The 18,610-nt window shown below is 64.3% G+C and carries 18 protein-coding genes; 9 read left to right on the top strand and 9 right to left on the bottom strand.

Annotated elements, in window-relative coordinates; all coding sequences use genetic code 11:
- Nucleotides 1–120 precede the first annotated feature (120 nt).
- Nucleotides 121–1,473: a 2-oxo acid dehydrogenase subunit E2 gene (locus tag LAN61_00340; GenBank protein MBZ5538944.1), complete on the top strand. Its 1,353-nt coding sequence runs from the start codon at nt 121–123 to the stop codon at nt 1,471–1,473.
- A 238-nt stretch (nt 1,474–1,711) separates the two neighbouring features.
- Here the strand turns inward: LAN61_00340 and LAN61_00335 are convergent, their stop codons facing one another.
- The 4 genes from LAN61_00335 to LAN61_00320 all read right to left on the bottom strand — a co-directional run bounded on the left by LAN61_00335 (nt 1,712) and on the right by LAN61_00320 (nt 5,953).
- Nucleotides 1,712–2,539, bottom strand: coding sequence for a DUF3037 domain-containing protein (locus tag LAN61_00335; GenBank protein ID MBZ5538943.1), 828 nt, complete (start codon nt 2,537–2,539; stop codon nt 1,712–1,714).
- A 3-nt stretch (nt 2,540–2,542) separates the two neighbouring features.
- Nucleotides 2,543–3,376 carry a phosphatidylinositol kinase gene (locus LAN61_00330; GenBank protein MBZ5538942.1) on the bottom strand — a complete coding sequence of 278 codons (834 nt, stop codon included), beginning with the start codon at nt 3,374–3,376 and terminating at the stop codon, nt 2,543–2,545.
- A 195-nt stretch (nt 3,377–3,571) separates the two neighbouring features.
- On the bottom strand, nt 3,572–3,901 hold the full coding sequence (locus tag LAN61_00325) for a hypothetical protein (GenBank protein MBZ5538941.1): 330 nt from the start codon (nt 3,899–3,901) through the stop codon (nt 3,572–3,574).
- 276 nt (nt 3,902–4,177) lie between these two features.
- Nucleotides 4,178–5,953, bottom strand: a complete 1,776-nt coding sequence (locus tag LAN61_00320; protein ID MBZ5538940.1) for a transglycosylase SLT domain-containing protein — start codon at nt 5,951–5,953, stop codon at nt 4,178–4,180.
- A gap of 338 nt (nt 5,954–6,291) precedes the next feature.
- Between LAN61_00320 and LAN61_00315 the strand changes: the two genes are divergently transcribed.
- The 4 genes from LAN61_00315 (at nt 6,292) to LAN61_00300 (ending at nt 8,084) form a co-directional block, all read left to right on the top strand.
- Complete coding sequence (locus tag LAN61_00315) at nt 6,292–6,498, top strand: cold-shock protein (protein ID MBZ5538939.1); 207 nt, start codon at nt 6,292–6,294, stop codon at nt 6,496–6,498.
- Between the two features lie 93 nt (nt 6,499–6,591).
- On the top strand, nt 6,592–6,831 hold the full coding sequence (locus tag LAN61_00310) for a hypothetical protein (GenBank protein MBZ5538938.1): 240 nt from the start codon (nt 6,592–6,594) through the stop codon (nt 6,829–6,831).
- The gene (locus LAN61_00305; GenBank protein MBZ5538937.1) at nt 6,828–7,130 is read left to right on the top strand and encodes a hypothetical protein; all 303 of its coding nucleotides are present in this window, start codon (nt 6,828–6,830) and stop codon (nt 7,128–7,130) included. Before LAN61_00310 ends, LAN61_00305 begins: the two co-directional genes overlap by 4 nt.
- Nucleotides 7,131–7,334: 204 nt before the next feature.
- Nucleotides 7,335–8,084, top strand: coding sequence for a GGDEF domain-containing protein (locus LAN61_00300; protein MBZ5538936.1), 750 nt, complete (start codon nt 7,335–7,337; stop codon nt 8,082–8,084).
- A gap of 3 nt (nt 8,085–8,087) precedes the next feature.
- On the opposite strand, the gene LAN61_00295 is transcribed toward LAN61_00300, so the two are convergent.
- Nucleotides 8,088–9,272, bottom strand: coding sequence for an aminotransferase class I/II-fold pyridoxal phosphate-dependent enzyme (locus tag LAN61_00295; protein ID MBZ5538935.1), 1,185 nt, complete (start codon nt 9,270–9,272; stop codon nt 8,088–8,090).
- A gap of 263 nt (nt 9,273–9,535) precedes the next feature.
- On the opposite strand from LAN61_00295, the gene LAN61_00290 reads away from it, so the two are divergent.
- Genes LAN61_00290 through LAN61_00280 form a run of 3 tightly spaced genes read left to right on the top strand, consistent with a single transcriptional unit; the run spans nt 9,536 to nt 12,696 of the window.
- Nucleotides 9,536–10,672, top strand: coding sequence for a two-component sensor histidine kinase (locus tag LAN61_00290; protein ID MBZ5538934.1), 1,137 nt, complete (start codon nt 9,536–9,538; stop codon nt 10,670–10,672).
- Nucleotides 10,673–10,698: 26 nt separating this feature from the next.
- Entirely contained in the window at nt 10,699–11,148 is a 450-nt protein-coding gene (locus LAN61_00285; protein ID MBZ5538933.1) for a response regulator, read from the top strand.
- A complete protein-coding gene (locus LAN61_00280; protein MBZ5538932.1) occupies nt 11,149–12,696 on the top strand; it encodes a response regulator in 1,548 nt (515 codons plus the stop codon).
- Nucleotides 12,697–12,812: 116 nt separating this feature from the next.
- Here LAN61_00280 and fusA read toward each other — a convergent pair whose 3' ends face one another.
- Nucleotides 12,813–14,939: an elongation factor G gene (fusA, locus tag LAN61_00275; protein MBZ5538931.1), complete on the bottom strand. Its 2,127-nt coding sequence runs from the start codon at nt 14,937–14,939 to the stop codon at nt 12,813–12,815.
- A 361-nt stretch (nt 14,940–15,300) separates the two neighbouring features.
- Here fusA and LAN61_00270 point away from each other — a divergent pair, with 361 nt between their 5' ends.
- The gene (locus LAN61_00270; protein ID MBZ5538930.1) at nt 15,301–16,122 is read left to right on the top strand and encodes a transporter; all 822 of its coding nucleotides are present in this window, start codon (nt 15,301–15,303) and stop codon (nt 16,120–16,122) included.
- A gap of 163 nt (nt 16,123–16,285) precedes the next feature.
- On the opposite strand, the gene LAN61_00265 is transcribed toward LAN61_00270, so the two are convergent.
- The 3 genes from LAN61_00265 to LAN61_00255 all read right to left on the bottom strand — a co-directional run bounded on the left by LAN61_00265 (nt 16,286) and on the right by LAN61_00255 (nt 18,411).
- Nucleotides 16,286–17,203 carry an isoaspartyl peptidase/L-asparaginase gene (locus tag LAN61_00265; protein MBZ5538929.1) on the bottom strand — a complete coding sequence of 306 codons (918 nt, stop codon included), beginning with the start codon at nt 17,201–17,203 and terminating at the stop codon, nt 16,286–16,288.
- Nucleotides 17,204–17,345: 142 nt separating this feature from the next.
- Entirely contained in the window at nt 17,346–17,825 is a 480-nt protein-coding gene (locus LAN61_00260) for a transcription elongation factor GreA (protein MBZ5538928.1), read from the bottom strand.
- Between the two features lie 142 nt (nt 17,826–17,967).
- Nucleotides 17,968–18,411, bottom strand: a complete 444-nt coding sequence (locus LAN61_00255) for a hypothetical protein (GenBank protein MBZ5538927.1) — start codon at nt 18,409–18,411, stop codon at nt 17,968–17,970.
- Nucleotides 18,412–18,610: the final 199 nt, after the last annotated feature.

Raw genomic sequence — 18,610 nt, 5'->3', positions numbered from 1 at the left:
AAAGTAAAAAACGGAAACCTGGCGATAACCGCGCCGCATTCCCGGTTTACTTTCAACTTTCAACTGTCGACGGTGAACTTTTTATAAGAAAGCAAGGAATCGACCTGCGAGGAGACTGAGATGGCTGTTGACGTGGTAATGCCCCAGATGGGCGAAAGCATTTTCGAAGGCACGATCACCAAGTGGCTGAAGAAGCCCGGGGACCGCGTGGAGCGCGATGAGCCGCTCTTCGAAATCTCCACCGACAAAGTGGACGCGGAGATCCCCGCGCCCGCCGCGGGGGTGCTCAAGGAGATCAAGGTTGGCGAGGGGCAGACCGTGCCCATTCAGACCATCGTCGGCGTGATTGAGGCCGCCGGCGCTGCGGTAGCCGCTGCGGCGCCCGCCGCGGCTCCGGCCAAGCCCGCCGCGCCCGCTCCCCAGGCCGCTGTGGCGCCGCTACCGGCGGCCAGACCCGCTGCGGCCCCGGCGGCGGCGCCCGTGCCGGCCGCTGCCGCCGAGGAGGAGCGCATTCACAGCTCGCCGCTGGTGCGCCGCCTGGCCAAGGAACACGGCATCGACCTCTCCACCGTGCAGGGTACGGGCGCCGGAGGGCGCATCAGCAAGGAAGACATTATGGCCATCATCGAAGGCGGGGCGCGGCCGGCGGCGGCTCCGGCTGCCGTGGCGCCCGCCGCTCCCCGTCCGGCTCCCACCACGTCTGCGGCGATGCCCGCGGTGCACGGCGCGCAGTTCCACGCGGTGCTGGAAACGGCCGTGCCGCCCGAGAAGATCTATTTCGGAAGCTACGAGGTGCAGCCGATGTCGGTGATGCGGCAGCGCATCGCCGAGCACATGGTGACGTCCAAGCACGTCTCGCCGCACGTCTACTCGGTGGACGAGATCGACATGACCAGGGTGGCCGGGCTGCGCGCCAAGCACAAGGACGAGTTCGAAAAGCGCTACGAAACCAAGCTGACCTTCATGCCCTTCTTCGTGAAGGCCGCGGTGGCCGGGCTGCGGGCCTTCCCCACGCTGAACGCCTCGCTGGACGGCACGAACGTGGTCCTGCACAAGGAGATCAACATCGGCATCGCCGTGGCCCTGGACTGGGGGCTGCTGGTGCCGGTGGTGAAGAGCGCCGACGAGAAGAACCTGCTGGGCATCCAGCGCACGATGAACGACCTGGCGGAGCGCGCGCGCTCGAAGAAACTGAAACCCGATGAGGTGCAGGAAGGGACCTTCTCGATCACCAACCCGGGGGTCTTCGGCGGGCTTTTTGGCCTGCCGGTGATCAGCCAGCCCAACGTAGCCATCCTGGGGCTGGGGACCATCGAGAAGCGGCCCGTGGTGGTGGACGACGCCATCGCCATCCGCTCCATGTGCTACGTCACGCTGAGCTACGACCACCGGGTGGTGGACGGGGCCATCGCGCACCAGTTCCTGCACAAGGTGCGCGAGACGCTGGAGAACTGGGCCGAGCCGGTATTGTAAAAGCGAAGAAGTGACTCGTGACTGGGGATTCGTGAAAAGAGGGGCGCGGTTTGCGTCCCTCTTTTTTATGCCGCAGCGTGATTTCTGACCAGTGACCACTCCCCGCGGACCACTTCTGAATAAAAGCGGCAAGCCCCGCCCCTACAGACACCTTGTGAGAAATGCGAGTTAGAATCGCGTACGCACAAAATCCTGCGCTGGAATCACGAGTCACCAGTCACGATTCAGGACTTACCAATTACTGAATCATCGGCTTGAGTTTGGCCACCCACACAGCGAAGCCCTCGAGCGGCACGGGTTCCACGCCGGCGTCGCGCAGGGTGTCGCGCACGAAGCGGTGGCGCTCGTTGTCCGCGGCCAGGGGCACGTCGGTGACCGCGGCGAATTCCGCGGAGGAGGTTTTGCCGCGGATGCGCTCCGCGGTGTAGGCCAGGAGCTTGGCGTCGGCCGGAGTGCGGGTGACGGAGAGCGTCTGCACGAAGCCGCGCGTGCCGTTTCTGCGGTAGCCGTAGTCCAGCTTCATGGGGTCGCCAGGGAACGTGAAGTCGTCCACGCGGATATTTTTTTCCAGGCGCTCCCAGAGGCGCGCCTGGCGGAAGACCTGGTTGCAGTAGCCGCGCACGGCGCCGCGGCTTCCCGGGCGTTCCAGAGCCCCGGCGCGCGGGGCGGGCGGGGCCACGTGGTCGGCGTAGAGGCGCTCCAGCTCGGCGTCCAGGTCGCCGGCCAGCACGCCCTTCTGGGGGGCCAGCTGCAGGGCGTTGGAAAGTGTGCTGTCCCACTTGGCGAGCAGCTGCTGCCAATCGCCGCTGGCGGCGGCGAACTGCCGTTCGAGGTCGTCGCGCAGCGCGCGCAGCAGGGCCTCGTCGGCGCCGGGGTGCAGGCGGCGCACGCGCGCGTATTCGCCGGGTTCTTCGACCAGGCGCAGGCGGCGTTCGCCGGTGGCCGGGTTGTAGACCAGCACGCCGACATTGACCCACTCGTCGCGGACCAGGTTGGGCGTGTAGCGCAGGATGCGGTAGGCGCAGGCTTGCCGCTCGGTGCTTGCCGGAGCAGAGGTTTCAGGCATGGTTCACGTCCAGTTCGGAAACGGTTGCCGGGATGATTTTCGAGCCTCGCGCAGCAGGTCCGGCACGCGCTTTTTGCGCCGCTGCAACTGCTCCAGCAGGGCGTAGAGCGCGCCCAGATCGTCGTCGTACCACTGCGGAGGAATCTCGCGGCTCACGTCGTCCAGCACGCTTTCGGTGATGCGCGACTCCAGGCGCTCCAGCCACGGCGCGAAAGATTCCATTCCGGTGACCCCTTCGTAGACGCGGTTGCGCGCGTAGAGCCCGCGCAGCGGGGCGTCCGGAAAGTTCCATTCCCCGGCGTTGAAGCAGAAGCCCTGGTCGATCATCACCGTCTTGTAAGCCTCCGGCGCGCCCCCCGCGCTTGCGCCCGCGGCGCCCCCCGCCTCGCGCTCGCGGAAGAAGAGCGTCTGGCGGCCGTTGGTGTTGCAGGTCCATTTGTCGAAGACCAGCATGCCCGCAAAGTCGTGCAGGTTTTCCACCGCGCGCAGCTGCTCGTCGGGCAAAAAGTCGTGCAGCGTCAGGTGCCGCGGATCCCCCGGATAGCGCGAGCCGAACTGCAGTCCCGGCAGGCAGGGGATGCGCGTGCGCGCCAGTTCCATGGCCAGCTCCGGCGTCAGCCGGATCAGCTCTTCCGGCACGTCCACGACGGCCAGCGGCGCCGTAGGCAGCCCCAGGCGCGCCGCCAGCCTGGTTCCTAGCAGTTCGTTCACCAGAACCCGTTTATGTTGCGGATTATTCTGGAACTTGACCACGTAGTAGTGCCCGTCGCTGCAGCGCACCAGGTGCGCCTGGGCGCCGCCGCGCATCCGCCGGATCTGCTCCAGAGCACGCAACATGCGGCGCTATGCTAACGGGGTCGCGCGTGGACGGCAAGCAAGGAGTTGTTTCTTCCTGGAACATTCCCATTTCGACATCCAGCTTGTTCGCTGCGGGAATGAGCCCCGCCTACACCTAGTCTCACTTTGAAAAGAAAAAGGGCCCGGAATGACTCCGGGCCCGTCCGATCTGCCAAAAACTTCGGGCGCAAAAGCTTAGCGCTTCTTGCGCTTTTTCGCCGCCTTCTTGCCGCCCTTCCTGGCTTTCCGGGCTTTCTTGGTCTTCTTGGCTTTCTTGGCCGGCTTTTTCCTGCCCCGGGCTTTGGCCTTCTTTTTCCTGGCCGCTTTCCGGGCTTTTCTGGCGGGCTTCTTCGCCGCCGGTCTGCCTGCGGGGCGCACCGCCGGGGCCGCCGCCGCTTCCGGCTCTTCTTCTATGACCAGCTCTTCTTCCTCGGCCTCTAGAAGTTCCGTAGCGCCGATGTCTTCTTCCTCGTCCAGGCGGGACAGCTCGTTGTCGTCGTCAAAGGCATCCTTTTCGAAATCCATTCCATCCTCCCCACAGGGAATCCTCCCCGATGTGCCGGCGCGGGACGCCTGGCCGGCCGGAGACCGCCGGCAGCGGCTTTTTGTCCTGCTGGCTTTGGTATCGCAGTCCGCGTATGTTTGTCAAGGATTCTCGAATACTGGAAGAGCCTACTCACATCGTATCCCCCTAGCAGAGTTGAAGTGTATGAGTCCGAAGAGGCGGGAGGAGATGGCCGCCCGGCTGGGGGGAGAGCCGCGCGGCCCGGACACCGGCTAGCAGCCAGTCCAAAAAATGGGTCAGGGCTTTCCTTGGGCGGCCACGGAGCCCCCGGCCAAGCTCTTGCGCGCCCGCGAGCCGGGCCGGTGCGCATGCGCCGCGGGGGCCCGCTCCGGGCCACCGCCCAGCGTGTAGATGCGCAGCACCATGCCGCGGCCAACGCGCTTGGCGCGCAAGCGGTTCCAGCGCCGCACCTCTTCGCTGCTCACGCTGAAGCGGTCGGCGATGCCGTCCAGAGTGTCGCCGCGGCGCACGCGGTAACGCACCAGGCGGTTCCTGGCCGCTGCCGACTGCGCCGCCGGGATGATCAGCTTTTGCCCCGGCTCCAGCGGCTGGCTGCGTTCCAGGCTGTTGACTTGGGCGATGGCCGCCGGGGTCACGCGAAAGCGCTTGGCGATGGCCGTCAGCGTCTCTCCCGCTTCCACGCGGTGCCGCCGCCAGCTCACCCACTTGTCCGCGGGAATGGCCGCGATCTCCGCGAAAAAACGGTCCGCGGTGCCCTGGGGCAGGCGCAGCTCGTAGCCCGGCTCCGCGGGCGTGACCAGGCGCAGCAGCGCGGGGTTCAGCGCGCGCAGCGTCTCCACGTCCACGTCGATGGTTTCCGCCACCAGGCGCAGGTCGATGGGCCGCTCCGGCTTGACCACGTCGGTCTTCAGCGGCGTTTCCGGCTCCACGGCGATGCCGTAGTGCGCGGCGTCCTTGGCGATCAGCGTCAGCGCCAGGATGATAGGCACGTAGTTCTTGGTCTCCCGGGGCAACACGTTGCGCTTGTAAAGCTCCCAGAAATCGGCGTAGCCGGTGCGCTCCACGGCCTTCTGCACGTTGCCCGGGCCGCAGTTGTACGCGGCCATGGTCAGATACCAGTCGCCGAACTGCGCGTAGAGATCGCGCAGATGGCGCGCCGCCGCGCGCGTGGCCTTTTCCGGGTCTTGCCGCTCGTCCACCCACCAGGTGTGGCGCAAGCCGTACTGCTGCCCGCGGTAGGCCACAAACTGCCAGATGCCGCGGGCCCCGGCGCGCGACAACGCCTGCGGCTGGAAGGCGCTCTCCGCCTGCGCCAGATAGATGAGGTCCTGCGGCAGGCCCTCTTCGCGCAGCACCCGCGCGATCATCCCGCGGTAGCGCCCGGCGCGGCGCAGCCCGGTTTCCACGATGGCCCGCCCGCGCGGGGTCTGGAAAAAATTCAAATACGAGAGAACCGTGTCGTTGACCGTCAGCGGCAGGTCGTGCGAAACGTTCTTGGCCGCCTCTTCGGCGCGGTCCTTCAGCCGCGGATCCACGGGAAAGGTCATCTCCGCGACTTCGTCGATCGGCGCGGCCACTGCCGGGGCCTCTTCAAAACCGTCCCCCGCGCGGAAGGCCTGCAGTTCGTAGCCGTAGACGGTGTCCACGATGCGCCGGAACAGCCCGCCCAGCTGGGGGTCCGCGCTCAGGTCGTAGCCGCTCTCCAGCAGCCGGTCCACCGCGGCGTCGAAATCGCGCCGCGCGGCCGCCAGATGCCCGGCCTTGTATTCCTCTTCGCCGGCCGCGAATTTGGCCTGCACCTGCGCCAGCAGGTACTCCCGGGCGCCTGCAATCCGCGGGATGAGTGCGCCCAGGCGCCCCGCACCCGGGCTGTTCAGGGGCAGCGGGGGAAGAGTTGCCGGGGCGGTCTGCGCCGCCGCGAGCGCCGGTATGTGCCCGGGCTGCCGGGCCGTGCCGCGGGCCTGCGCCGGGCGCCGCGCTGCGTCCTCGCAGCCGGCCACGCCCAGGGCCAGCAGAAGAATCCCGCCGGCGATGTGCACCCTTCGCTTCATCCCTTTATGGTAGAGAGTCGCTGCAACCCGGGTCAACCGTTTCCCGCTGCCGATGTGCGCGGCTGGAGAGTGCCGGAGGGTCCGGCCGGGGGTGCACAGCGGGCTTTGCTTTCCGGAAACACGTTCCCAATGCGGCAATATTATTCCTTGCAGATTCCCCAATTTATGGTATTCTAATCCTGCGTTTGTTGCTCTTGTATAACCTTTGGATTCGTGAAGGGGCTGCGAGACTCTAACTCGCGGCCTTTTTCGTTGTACGGCTCAGAGACACCGAAGGCTCAGTAGAGGTTCGGAACACGAGGCACCAGATAGCTTAATTCAGAAGAAGAGGAAACACAGTGAGTAAAGAACAAGGAACAGTGAAGTGGTTCAACGCCGGCAAGGGCTTCGGATTCATTCAGCGCCAGAGTGGCGAGGATGTTTTCGTGCACTTCTCCGCGATCGTCGCGGAGGGGTACAAGTCCCTCAATGAAGGCCAGGCGGTTGAATTCGAAGTGACCAAGGGCCCCAAGGGCCTGCAAGCCTCGAACGTTCAGCCTCTGTAAGCTTCACGGGGCGGGTCAGCTACGGCTGGCTCGCCCCATTTTTGTCTCTACACGATGTGCCGACCGGCCCTCGCCGGCCACCCAGGAGCTCTCATGAAAGGTCTCGCGGAAGGGCAGTACATCAAGCACTTTCAGTACGGCCTCGGCGTCATCACCGAGACCAATCCCGAGCGCACCTCCATCGATTTTGACCTGCACGGACCCAAGAAGTTCGTCACCGGTCTGGTGGTGCTGGAACCCGCCGAAGGCACGCCCCCCAAGCGCAAGCGCGTCCGCCGTAAGAAAGCCGTGGTGCTGGCTCCGGTTGCGCTGGCCGCGCCGGGTGCCAAGTGAACGGCCAGCCGACCATCCAGTACCTGGGCTTCCGCCCCAGTCCCAAGGGCCGCGAGTACGCCTTCAGCGTCCGCGAAACTTCCTGCGAGCCCTGCGAATATTTCGTCACCATCGCCCATGAAGACTTTCAGAGCCGCGTCCGCTTCCAAGACGCCCCGGGCATCTGTTCCCAGCGTCTGCAGCGCGAACTGGCTGCGGCCGCCAACCATCCCCAGGAAACCCGCTACCTCATCACCGCAGCCGAACTCGCCGAATACCGCGCCGCGCACGCCCCCCGCACTCCCGGCCGCCGTTCCTAGCCCCCTCCGGTAGCGCCGGTTTTTCCCAGGCCGGCATGTTTTCCTCCCGCCGGCACAAGCCCTGGGATGGCAGCTAGGTCACACCCCTGGACAGTTCTATTGAACACCGCCTTCTTTCCACTCACAATTTCTAGAGAAGGGTGCTTTCTTCCCCGCGCGGTGCCGCTTGGGCGCCCGCTTCCGGAAGCCGGAGTCTGGACCACTATGGCCTTTGATCGTGCCGAACTGGACAAACTGGAGCGCCGCGAGCTGCATCTGACGATTCTGTCCGCGTTGATCGTCCTGGTTCTCGCGAGCGGCGTCGCCCTGCTCATGTACCCGCTGGTCTTCGTGCACGTGGACCCAGTCAACAAATGGACGCCGCGCATCGCCTTCTTCGGCTTCTGCACGCTGTCCCTGCTTTTTGTGGGCTACCTGCTGGACCGCCACTCCACCGTGCGCGAACTGAAAAGGCGCCTGCTCGAAGAGCTCAACCGCAACCTGCAATTGCGCGATCAGGCCAGCGTGGACGTCCTGCAGACCATCCCGGACATGAACCACTTTCAGCACCGCCTGACGCAGGAATTCCGCCGCGCGGCCAGCCAGAATAGCGCCCTTTCCCTGCTTCTGGTGCAGGTGACCCTCGAGGATAACGAAGCCAATACGCCGGCGGGCAAGACCGCCCTCGGCGAAGCGGCCCGGGCCTTGGCCCGCAAACTGCGCCCCACCGACTCCATCTACCAATTCGGGACGGGTCTGTTCGGCGTGATCCTGCCGGATCTCTCTCCGGAAACAGCCAGGCAGCTTACGCTCCGCGTGGGCGAATTTCTCCGCGCGGTCGGGGAGAGCGCAAAATTTTCCTCCCAGGTCCTGCAGTACGACTACCCCAAAGACGTCGCCAGCGTGCAGGAGATGGAAGAGATCGTCGATTCCCTGCTGCCCGGGGCGCGAACCCTGCCCGTGGACGCCGGCTGAGCCCTAGGCCAGCGCCTGCCGCAAATCCGCGAGGAGGTCGGGGGCGTCTTCCAGCCCCACCGAGACGCGCACCGTCCCCGGACGCACCCCCGCCCGCTGCAGTTCTTCCTTGCTCATGTTGTAGTGCGAGGTGTAGATAGGCAGCACCACCAGCGATTCCACCCCGCCCAGGCTGGCCGCCAGCAGAAACAGCCGCACGCGGTCGCAGAAGCGGCTGGCCGCGGGCAGCCCGCCCTTCAGATCGAAAGCCATCATCGTTCCGAAGCCGCGCATCTGCTTTTTCGCCAGCCGGTGGTCCGGGTGCGAGGCCAGGCCGGGGTAATGCACCCGCGCGACCTTCGGATGCTTCTCCAGGAATTTCGCCACGGCCATCGCGTTGGCGCACTGGCGCTCGACGCGCACGCCCAGCGTGCGTATGCCGCGGAGCAGCAGGTGCGCCGCCTGCGGGTCCATCGAGCCCCCGAGATAGATGACCATCCGGCGCACGCGCGCGACCCACTCGCGGCTCCCCGCCACCGCACCGGCGATCAGGTCGGTATGCCCGCCGAGATACTTCGTGGCGCTGTGCGCGATGAGGTCGTAACCCAGAGCCGCCGGCTGCTGCAGGATGGGAGTGGCGAAAGTATTGTCGATCAGGGAGACCAAGCCGTGCTCTTTGGCAAAAGACACAGCCTTGTGCAGGTCCACCAGGCGCAGCGTCGGATTGGTCGGCGTTTCGACGTACAGCGCTTTTGTGCGCGGGGTCAGGCAGCCGCCGATGCCGGCGAGGTCCGCTTCCACAAACCGCGCGTGGATGCCCAGGTCCGGGAGAATGTCGCGCATCAGGCGGTAGCTTCCGCCGTAGAGCTGGGCCGTGGAGATGACTTCATCTCCGGCTTTCAACACGGCGAGGAGCGCGGAGGAGATCGCGGCCATCCCCGAGGCTGTCACCACCGCGGCTTCCGTGCCCTCCAGCGCCGCAATCTTTTCCTCGGCGACGGCCAGCGTGGGATTGCCGTAGCGCGTGTAGATGTACGCTTTGCTCTTGCCCTCGGCCCAGCGCTTCATCTCCCGGGTATTGGGAAACGTGAAGGTGGACGAGCGGACGATGGGTGTATCCACTGGCGCGCTGACGCCGTGCCGCGCCGCCTCTCCGGCATGAATGGCCGTGGTCTGGGTGCCGTATTTCGCAGGGGTGGGTTTTTTCATGAGTTACGATTCTGCACTTTCCTCCTGAAAAAAACAGCCTCCAAATTGGACGCTGGGTTGCTTCCGCGGGCGACCTCGTTCAGAGCCGCGCATAAAATGGCAGCTTCAGGATTGCCGCTTTGGGAGATATCCGCAAGTTTAATGTTGACAGGACCCCGCGATCCTTCAAAATTGCTAGGAGAGCGATCGTCGATCGTCTTGCCCGGGCACCCCCCCTTCCTGCCCAGTCACAGCAATTTTCCTTGTGAGTTGGGAGGAAGGCCATGCAGTTTCTCCGCAATCTGTTGTCCCCCGGCCCTTTCATGCCCCATGGATTCTGTTACCTCTGGAATTGGAAGCTCGTCTGGCTGCACGTGATTTCGGACACTTTGGTCGCACTGGCGTACATCTCTATCCCGCTCACGCTCACTTATTTCATCCGCAAACGGAAGGACGTGCCCTTCAACTGGATGTTCCTGTGCTTTGGAATATTTATTGTCGCTTGTGGCGCCACACACGTCATGGAGGTCGTGACTCTCTGGATCCCCGCCTATTGGCTTTCCGGGGGCATCAAAGCGCTGACCGCCCTGGCTTCCGTGCCGACCGCCATTCTCCTTGTTCATCTCATGCCGCAGGCGCTGGCTCTTCCCCGCCCCGAGGAACTGCGAAGGGCCAATGAAGCGCTGCAGGCGGAAATCCAGGAGCGCAAACAGGCGGAAGGAAAGGTCCGGCGGCAAAGCGCGCTGATGGAAGCAGCGAACCAGGAACTGGAGGCTTTCTGTTATTCGGTCTCTCACGATCTCCGCGCCCCCCTGCGGAGCATTGACGGCTTCAGCCAGGCTTTGCTCGAGGACTATGGGGACAAACTGGATGCCGGAGGACAGAACCATCTCTTGCGCGTGAGAGGCGCGACCCAGCGCATGGGAACGCTGATTGACGACCTTCTGAATTTATCCCGGGTGACGCGGTTTGAGATCCGCAGGGAAAGAGTAGACCTGAGCGCTCTGGCGCGGTCGGTAGCGGCAGAGCTGCTGAAGACGTATCCCGGGCGCAGCGTAGAGTTTCACGCGGCAGCGGGTCTGGAGGCCGAAGCGGACCCGCACCTGCTGCGAATCGTACTGGATAATTTGCTCAGCAATGCCTGGAAGTTCACTTCCAAACACCCCGCGGCACGCATCGAGTTCGGAAAGCTCCGGAACGAAAAGGAATCCATCTTTTTCGTGAAAGACGACGGCGCGGGTTTTGATTCGGCCTATGCCCAGCGCCTCTTCGGCGTATTCCAGCGGCTCCACAGCGCCAGCGAGTTTCCCGGAACCGGGGTGGGTTTGGCAACCGTGCAGCGCATTATCCACCGCCTGGGCGGCCGCGTATGGGCCGAAGGCGCTGTCGAAAAAGGCGCAACGTTTTATTTCACCGTTTGAGGGTAGCCGTTGAAGGGGAGGTACGCATGGACGATACCGCAATCTTGCTCGTGGAAGACAATCCCGATGATGAAGCACTCACCTTGCGCGCTTTGAAGAGGAACAATATCAGCAACGAAGTCGTGACCGCCCGGGATGGGCAGGAAGCGATCGACTTCCTTTTTGGACAAGGGATCCACTCCGGGCGAGACACACGCGTGATGCCCCAGGTAGTTCTTCTGGACCTCAAACTGCCGAAGCTGGATGGATTCGAGGTTTTGAAGCGGCTGCGTGCGGACGGACGCACGCGGCTGCTTCCGGTCGTGATCCTCACTTCGTCGAATGAAGAAAAGGACCGCATCAACGGATACGGCCTTGGGGCGAACAGTTATGTGCGCAAGCCCGTTGAGTTCGGGGAGTTTATCGAAGCCGTACGGCAGCTTGGATTGTACTGGCTGATTCTGAATGAACCGCCCCCCAGCCCCCGGAGGATCTGAATGAGGACGCCGCTTCGTTTGCTCATCGTCGAGGATTCTGAAGACGACGCCGAGCTGCTTCTCCGCGAGCTCCAGCACGGGGGCTTCGAGGTGACGGCTCAGCGGATCGATTCCGCGGCGGCAATGACTGCGGCGATTCATGCCGAAAAGTGGGACCTGATCCTCTCGGACTATTCCATGCCCCACTTCTCCGGCTTTGATGCCCTGAATATGGCGCGGTCGAATGGCCTGGAAATCCCCTTCATCTTCGTTTCCGGCACCATCGGCGAGGAAACGGCGGTCGCGGCGCTGAAATGCGGGGCCCAGGATTACCTGATGAAAGGCAACTTGAGCCGACTGGTCCCCGCGGTGCAGCGCGAGCTGCGCGAATACAGGGAACGCCAGGAGCGCAAGCGTCTGGAATTGCAGGTCCGGCAATTGCAGCGCTTCGAATCCATTGGACAGCTGGCGGGCGGAATCGCCCACGATTTCAATAACGCCCTCGCCGCCATCCTGAGCTGGGCGACACTGGGATATGACGAACTCCCGCCCGACAACCGTTTTCGCGAACGCTTCAAGAAGATTCACGACCAGGCGCAGCGCGCCGCGGGGCTGACCCGGCAGCTGCTGGCATTTGCCCGGCGGCAGATCCTCCAAACGCGCAATATCGAACTGAACGGATTGGTCACGGAGACTCTCAATCTTCTCCGCAAAGTGATCGGAGAACAGATTCAGGTCCAGATCCACCTGGCTCCCGATCTAGGACCCGTCTGGGCGGACCCCAGCCAGGCGGAACAAGTGCTGACCAATCTCTGCTTGAATGCACGAGACGCGATGCCGCAGGGAGGAAAACTGCTCATCGAAACAAAAGAAGTCGAAATCGGCGAGGGCCGCGGTTCGTTTCCCGAGTTTGTGCGTCCCGGCTCCTATGCGCTGCTCTCCGTGTCGGATAGCGGTACGGGAATGGATGCGCAGACGATGGAGCGCATTTTCGAACCGTTTTACACGACGAAAGAACTTGGCCAGGGAACCGGTCTAGGACTCGCCACGGTGTACGGAATTGTGAAACAGCACAACGGATACGTATTTGCCGAGAGCGAAGTGAACCGCGGCACGACCTTTCGCGTCTATCTTCCCGTGGGCGCCGGGCCGGCGGAAACTCACAAGGAAATCCTGGCCTGCGAAGTCCGTGGCGGAACTGAAACAATTCTCCTGGCGGAGGACAACGAAGATCTCCGCGAAGCCATCCAGGAAATTCTGAAATCGCTGGATTATCGCGTACTCTTAGCCGCGAATGGCGAGGAAGCCCTGCGGCTGTTCCTGCAGCACCAGGAGTCCATTGACCTCCTGCTGCTCGACGTGGTCATGCCCCTGATGAGCGGCCCGGACGCGCTGGTGCGCATGCGGGCGATCCGGCCGGAGATCCCGGTGATCTTCACCACCGGGTATTCTTCAGAATCCGCCTTGCTCGCTTCGATGGTGAAAGACAACGTCATGATTCTGCAAAAACCCTACGTTCCCAACATTCTTGGACGCAAGATCCGGGATGTGCTGGATCGGAAATCCTGACCGCGCCATCATCCGGGAGTCACGCCGGCCACGGGGCGCTGCGGCTCGCGCAGCAGCCGCCCGCGAGCCGGGCGCGCGCGACACGGGCCAGCGAGCACCAGCCGCGGATCACGCTCCTACACCTCTTCTTCCACGGGCTCGAGGCCGCGCTTGGCCTTCTCCGCGGCGATCACCTTCTCCGCCAGTTCCCCCGGCACGTAGTCGTAGTGCGAAAACTCCATGGTGTAGGTGGCGCGCCCCTGGGTCATGGAGGTCAGGTCGGTGGCGTAGCTGAGCATCTCCGCGAGCGGCACCTGGGCCTTGACGATCACGTTGTGCCCGCGCACTTCGCTGCCGCTGATGCGCCCGCGCCGCGAGCTGAGGTCGCCCATCAGGTCCCCCGAATACTGGTCGGGCCCGTACACCTCCACGTTCATCACCGGCTCGAGCAGCGCCGGCCTGGCCTGCTTCATGGCCTCCTTAAAGGCTAGGGACCCGGCGATCTTGAAGGCCATGTCCGAGGAGTCCACGTCGTGGTACTTGCCGTCGTACAGGCTGACGCGGAAATCCGTCACCGGGAAGCCCGCCAGATAGCCGCGCGCGGCCGAGTCGCGGATGCCTTTTTCGACCGAGGGGATCCAGTTATTGGGGATCGCTCCGCCGAAGATGTCGTCCACGAACTCGATGCCCTTGCCGCGCGGCAGCGGCTCCATCTTAATGCGGCAGACGCCGAACTGCCCGTGCCCGCCGGTCTGCTTCTTGTGCTTGCCTTCGGCGTCGGCTTTGCCGCGGATGGTCTCGCGGTAGGGCACCTTGGGGGGCTTGAGCGTAAGGTCTACGTGATAGCGCTTGTGCAGCTTGGCCACCACCACTTCGATGTGCTGCTGCCCCGAGCCGGAGAGCAGGAACTCCTTGGTTTGCGGGTCGCGCGCAAAGCGCAGCGCCGGATCTTCCTCCAGGATCCTGTGGATGGCCACGCCGAAGCGGTCTTCGTCGGCGCGCGTCTTGGGCTCGATGGCGAAGGTGATGGAGGGTTCCGGCAACTGCGCCGGCGAATAGTAGATGGGCGCCGCCTTATCCCCCAGGGTCTCTCCGGTGGTCGTCTCCTTCAGCTTGGCGATGGCTCCGATGTCCCCCGCGTGCAATTCGGCCACTTCGGAGAGCTGTTTGCCCTGCACCACCTGGATGTGCTGAAAACGCTCCGGGAGGTTGCGGTTGTAATTGCTGAGGGTGGCGTCGTTCTTCAGCACCCCGCTCTTGACCTTGAAGTAGTTGATGCGCCCGGCGAAGGGATCGGCCAGGGTCTTGAACACGAAGAGCGAGAGTGGCTGGGCGTCGTCGTATTTGCGCTCCACGCGCTCACTCTTGCCGCCGGGCTCCCGGAAGCCCACCTGCGCGTGCTCGTCGGGATGCGGGAAGGCGTCGGCGAGGAAGGTGAGCAGGCTGGCCGTGCCCACATTGCGCAGCGCGGAGACCATCAGCACCGGCACGATCTTTTCCGCGACGATGGCCCGCCGCACCGCGGGGATCAGGTCGTGGATGGGGATGGTGCCTTCCCGGAAAAACTCCTCCATCATGGCGTCGTCGCCTTCGGCGATCATCTCCACCAGCTTTTCGTGAGCTTCCTTGGCCTCGTCGGCCAGCGCCGCGGGTATCTCTTCGACGGTGGCCTTGCCGTCGCCGTCCGGCTTGTAGAAATGCGCTTTCATAGCCACCAGGTCGATCACCCCCCGGAAGCCCTTTTCCGTGCCGATGGGCAGCTGCAGCGCGACCACGGTGCGCCCGAAGGTCTGCTCCAGCGACTCCAGGGAGCGCTCGAAGCTGGCCAGTTCGCGGTCCATCCAGGTGAGCACGAAGGCCCGCGGGATGTCGTACTCCATGCAGTAGTCCCAGACCTTTTCGGTGGTGACCTGCGCGCCAACGTGGGCGTCCACGGCGATCAGCGCGGCGTCCGCGGCGATCAACGAGGCTTTCGTTTCCGTGATGAAGGTGCTGTAGCCGGGGAGATCCAGGAGATTGATCTTCACTTTTTCGGAGGCGCCCGTGGCCGGCCACTCCGCATACGCCAGCCCGGTCTGAATGCTCAGCTTGCGCGCGATCTCTTCTTCGTCCCAGTCCGTGGTGCTGCTGCCGTCCGCAACCTTTCCGAAACGCGGCGTGGCGCCTGCGGTGAAGAGCAACGACGACACCAGTTGCGTTTTTCCGGTGCCGCCGTGGCCGACAATGCCCACGTTGCGGATGTCCTTGGTGAGATAGGCCTTCATGCAGTCCCCCAGTGGGCGGGGGTCTACCGGGCAGCAGGCCGCCGCCGAGGTTCGTTTGGTGCTGGCAGGAGAGCGCGGCCCATCCTGGGGTCTCATGCTGCGAGGCTCAGAGCAGGCAGTAGTGCCCGGACCGCTCCCTGAAATTCCGGATGCTAGCACACGCCTTCGCCCGGAGCAATGTGCGGCCCGGCGCCGCGGCGCCAGGAGAGCGCTCTTGCAGGGCGGGGTGTTTACTCGCGCGCCGAGGCAGCACCCCCGCGGGGTACCTGCCGGAGGAGTAACGCACAAGCTTTGCGGTGCGGCAAAAGCAGGGCCACGGGTCCTGCGCGTGCTAAAATTTTTCAGATTTTGCCGCTAGACCATGCGTATACCGAGCAAAGCCGCCATCACCGCCCTGGCCTTCTCCACGATCGGGTTCGGACCTTGCATTCCGCGCGTCTTTGCGCAGGCCCCGGACCCCGGCGGGGAGCAAATCGCGGCCGTGCCTAATCGCCCGACGCTGGCCACTACCGGAGAGGCCGTACAGCGCGGAGTCCTGGAAATCGAATACGGTTTCGAAGGTGGCCGCGGGCACCAGAACATCAACGGGTTGATCAAGTTCGGCCTGTTCAAAAACCTGGAACTTCGCTTTCTTCATAATCCTTATGAACGCGACGGCGGTATCTCCGCAATGGGCGATTGCGGCGCGGGCTTCAAATGGAAGATGTTTCCGCAGAAAGGCAAGCGGCCCACGGTTTCCGTATTGTATTCGGCGTTTTTGCCGACGGCGGGAAACGGCCTGGGAATCGGCGCCACGAGTCACCAGGCGCTTGTCCTGGTCAGCAAGGATTTCGGAAAGCAGCATTTCGACGTCAACGAAGGTGTGAACTTTCTCGGGCGGCAGGGCGCCAGCGGCCTAGACCGCAGCTACTTCTCCGCGCTCTCCTGGTCTACTTCCTTCACGAAACAGTGGGGCGTGACCGCGGAGATTGCTGGTTTCAGCTGGGCCAACACTGATTCGCCGGCGACGCTGACCCTGCTCGCTGCTCCCACTTACGCGCTGCGCCCCTGGCTGGTTCTCGACGCCGGCGCCTATTACGCCGTCTACGGCCATCTGCCCCGGGTCACCGTCTTCGCCGGCGTCACCTACGCCATCGCCGACCTGTACCACGGCCGCCTGGCAAACCGCTCTTCCCGCCGCTAGCCCGGTAGCACAGGCTTCCGTCGGGCGCGCTCCTGCTGCGCTGGCCCCGCGGTCCGGCACCGTGGGGTGGCTTCCGCCGCATGCGTTCGAACCAGGCGAAATCTTTGCGGAAACGACAGGATGGACTGGAAACTCTGACGGGATTGCGGACGTTGCTTCCAGGCTAGACCCCAGTGACGAGCGCGCCGCGCGCGTCCACCAGGCCGTAGGCCATGCGCGGGGTGTTGAAGGCGTAGCCGGGATTGCCGTCGGGGTCGAGCAGGATCAGCCCGCCCGTGCCGCGGCCGCGTTCCGCCAGCACGCGCACCGCTTCGCGGGCCGCCAGCATGGCCAGCTCCGCCGGTTTTTCATCCGAGTCCGCGAGCCGCCGCAGGTTGTCCGCCGCGGTCTTGGCCATCACGATTTTCATGATGGCCTCGCCATGGCCCGTGCAGGAGACCCCGCCGGCGGTGGCATCGGCATAGCAGCCGCAGCCGATCAGCGGGGAATCGCCGACACGCCCGGGAAGCTTGCAGCAGGTGCCGCCCGTCGAGGTCCCGGCGACGAGCCGTCCCTCGCGATCCACCGCCACCGCGCCGACCGTGCCCTGCTCGTGGCCCCGGTGGTGCGCCGCGGCGTGCATTCCCTCGCGGCAGCGTTTCCAGGCTTCGCGCTCCGCCGCCGTCACCAGCTCTTCCGGATCGCACCAGGCCATGCCCTGGTCTTTCGCGTAGCGCTCCGCGCCTTCCCCGACCAGCATCATGTGCGCGCAGTTCTCCAGCACCGCGCGCGCCAGGCGGATCGGATTGCGGATGCGCTGCACCGCGGCCACCGCGCCGGCGCGCAGCGTCTCACCGTCCATCACGATGGCGTCGCATTCGACGCGCCCGTCCAGGTTCAGGTGCGAGCCGGTGCCCGCGTCAAAGACCGGGGCGTCTTCGAGGACCACGATCACCGCTTCCACCGCGTCCAGCGCCGCGCCCCCGCGCAACAGGATCGCCCAGCCGGCCTCCAGGGCGCGCCGCAGGCCATCCTGGCAGGCTTCCACCGCCTCGTCCGGAATATCCCACGCGCCACCATGCACGATCAGAGAGGGTTTCATCCCGGCGAGCATGGCAAAGCGCTGCCGCTTTGTCCAGACGGGAGGAAGCAAGACAGGCATTCCTGCCGGTCCTCTTGGTTTTATCGTTTTGCGCAGCAACGGGACAGGCAGGAAAGTGTCCCGCGCAATTCCGGTGGAAAATCTAGTCGTCTTCGTGGATGGTCAGCAGGCGCACGATTTCGAACTCTTTGATTCCCGCGGGCGTCTGCACCTGCACCTCGTCGCCCACGCGCCGGTTGAGCAGCGCCTTGCCGATCGGCGAGGTCGTGGAGAGCAGCCCCTTCTCCACGTCGGCTTCCTCGGTGCTCACCAGCTTGTATTCCACCTTCACGGACCTCTGCACATCCATCACCCAGATGCGCGAGCCGTAGCCCGAGCGGTCTTTCGGGATGTTCGTCAGGTTCAGCATCCCCAGGTCGCCCATGCGCTTTTTCAGGTGGCCGATTTTCGCGTTGACGTATCCCTGCCGCTCCTTGGCGTACTTGTATTCCGCGTTCTCGGAGAGGTCGCCGTGGGCCCGCGCCACCGCGATCTCCTTGGGGAGCTCAATGTTCAGCTCGTGCTCCAGCGCGGCGATCTCTTCCTGAAGCTTTTTCTTGATCTTGCTCAGTGGGTCGGACATAGGTCTCTTCCAAAAAGGTCTTGCGGGGCGAGCGGCCACTGGGAGGCCGGTCTATCCCCGCAAGCTTCTATTATAGTGTGGGGCGATTTCCCGCCACAAGAGCAACTCCGGCTTGGTCCCTGGATGGCCGCCGCGCGGCTGCCTAGCGCACCTGGATGGTCAGCGTCGCGCTCTTGCTGTTTCCCTGGCCATCTTCCACGGTCAGGGTGTAGGTCGTGTCATTCGTTGGGTTTACGTCCAGGCAGCGGGAATACGACGGCCACACCGGTCCAACCGGCGGCTCCAGCGTCACCTTCTTGGCGTTGGCCACCCCATAGCACAACTGCGCCGTCTCCCCGCGCCGCACCATCCCCGGAGAAGCATAAAAAGTCTGGATTTCCAGGCGCTTCCCGCCCAGGGATTCCACCGTCCGCCGGTCCTCGGCGCGCCGCTTCTCCGCCGCGCGCTGTTCCAGCGCGCGGTTCTCCTGCCAGCGTCCGAAAAAAATCCAGGCCACATAGAGCAGGGCCACGCCCAGCGCCAGCGACGTGTACAGCAGCGGATTTTTCAGCGCCGCTCTGGTTTTCTGCGGCGAGCCAGAGTGCATGGGCGCTCCTCGCGGCTATCCTCGTGGAAAATTCGACTGGTGCAAGCGGTTACTTCCTTGAAGATATCCTTTTTCGCCCTTGCCGAAAACTGTCCGTTTTCGAACTGCTTCCCCTCTGACGCTCCGGAGCCTCCCCGCGGATCGCATCCGCGCCAAGACACAAATGGCGGGAGAGAACCCGCCTGGCTCTCCCCCGCCA

This window comes from Terriglobia bacterium (genome assembly GCA_020072785.1).
Taxonomy (GTDB): domain Bacteria; phylum Acidobacteriota; class Terriglobia; order Acidiferrales; family UBA7541; genus Acidiferrum.
This window is presented reverse-complemented; position numbering and strand designations above follow the sequence as displayed.